This is a genomic window from Actinoplanes sp. NPDC048791 (genome assembly GCF_040650095.1).
Lineage (GTDB): Bacteria > Actinomycetota > Actinomycetes > Mycobacteriales > Micromonosporaceae > Actinoplanes.
The window spans coordinates 1-1,702 of sequence record NZ_JBEZGQ010001428.1 but is presented as its reverse complement, the minus strand read 5'-3'; the positions used below and the strand labels follow the sequence as shown (position 1 = coordinate 1,702).

Genomic DNA, 1,702 nt, shown 5'->3' with positions numbered 1-1,702 from the left:
GGTTGTTCGAGACCACGTCCGCCGCCGACGCGACCGAGCCGGCCTGCACGGACGCCTCGGTGGCGGCCGAGCCCACCGCGCCGGAGACCGCGGTCAGCTGCTCGGCCGAGTTCTGCAGGGTGGTCGCGTTCCCGGCCAGCTGGACGATGTCCTGCCGCAGCCGGCCGATGCCGCGGTCCAGCAGGGCGGCCATCCGGCCGACCTCGTCGCGCTCCCGCACCTCACAGGTACGGGTCAGGTCACCGTCGGCCAGCCCCTCCGCGGCGTGCGAGACACCGGCGACCGCGCGGCGGACCCGGTTGGCCACCCGCATCCCGAGGTACAGGCTGATCACCACGCCCACCACGAGCAGGATCACGACCGTGCGTACCGCATCGCTCTGGCGCTGTTCGGCCGCCGCGATCTGCGTGGACACCCGGTCGGAGACGTACTTCTCCACCTGGGCCTGGTCGGACAGCAGGGCGTCGTGCAGCTCGGTGAACTTGGCCAGCCCGGCGGCCTGCTCGGCCGGCGTGGAGACGCTGGCGACACCGGTGATGAAGGTCTTGAACGTGTCCCAGTCGGTCTGCATGCGGGTGATCACGGCCCGGCCGGACGCGTCGCTGAGGTTGGCCGCCAGCACCTGCAACCCGGAGTCGATGGCCTGCTGCTGCTCGGCCATTCCCTTGCCGATCTCGGCCGCGATCGCCGGGTACGCCTTCATCGCGCTGGTCGACCCGACGAAGCTCTCCAGGTTCTGCCCCACGGCCGAGGACGCCTTCAGCACGGTGAGGTTCTCGCGCTGCGCGGCGATCGAGGTGTCGCTCATCTGGTAGAGCGTCTGCAGCGAGATCGCCGCGATCATCACGCCCATGGCCGTCGCGACCAGCACGGCCGCCCCGATCTTGGTCCGCAGCGAACGATTGTCGAACGCCGAGCCCCACCCGCCGCCACGCGCCACGTTCACTCCTCGGTCGGTTGCCGCACTGTCCGGTCACCTTCAGCTTCGGCCAACCTCCCGCGGGCCGTGAGGGTTATCGCCGATTCGGCCGGGTGCCGGGACAGGGGGAGCAATCTCGTCGAGTCCCGGACCGGTACGCGGGCGAGCGGTAATGTCGCTCTCGTCGTTCGGCGGTTCCGGTGCCGCCGTCGTGGGCCGGGAAGTCGCGGGCCGGGAAGTCGAGGCAGCGGTGCCCCGGATGCTGACGAAGAGTCCGATGCCGCTGCGGTCGTACCTCGGCGCGCTGCTGGCGCTGTTCGTGCTGGCCGCCACCGTCGCCCTGGGCTTCGGGTGGGAGAGCGCCGAACGCGACGGCCTGTCCGCCGCCCGGGCCGACGCCGAGTTCGGTGCGGGCAAGGCCGCCGAGCAGCTCGGGCGCAGCCTGGCCGGCGTCCGCTCGAGCGTCGACGCTGTCGCCACCAGCCCGGGCGCCGCCTCCGTGTTCGACGAGCCCGAGGACTGCCGGCTGTCATTCTCGCTGGGCGGGCCCCAGGACGGACACCTCGACGTGGTGCGCAGCGACGGCTCGGTGGTGTGCTCGTCGCAACCGCCGGGGGAGGACGAGGCGGTCGCGTACCAGGGTGCGTCGTGGGTCGCCGCCGCGTCCCGTACCCCCGGCACCGTCGGTCCGGTGACCGACGACCGCACCGGCCGGCCGGCGGTCCTGCTGTCCGCGCCCATGGCCGGGCGCGGCATGGTGGTCGCCTTCGTCGACCTGATCGG

The 1,702-nt window shown here is 72.4% G+C and carries 1 protein-coding gene and 1 pseudogene; one reads left to right on the top strand and one right to left on the bottom strand.

Annotated features, from left to right (window positions below; translation table 11 throughout):
* Positions 1–940: pseudogene (locus AB0C29_RS47060) on the bottom strand (chemotaxis protein); the annotation flags it as partial.
* A gap of 238 nt (positions 941–1,178) precedes the next feature.
* On the opposite strand from AB0C29_RS47060, the gene AB0C29_RS47055 reads away from it, so the two are divergent.
* A partial coding sequence (locus AB0C29_RS47055; RefSeq protein ID WP_360834712.1) for a hypothetical protein occupies positions 1,179–1,702 on the top strand: 524 nt, incomplete at its 3' end.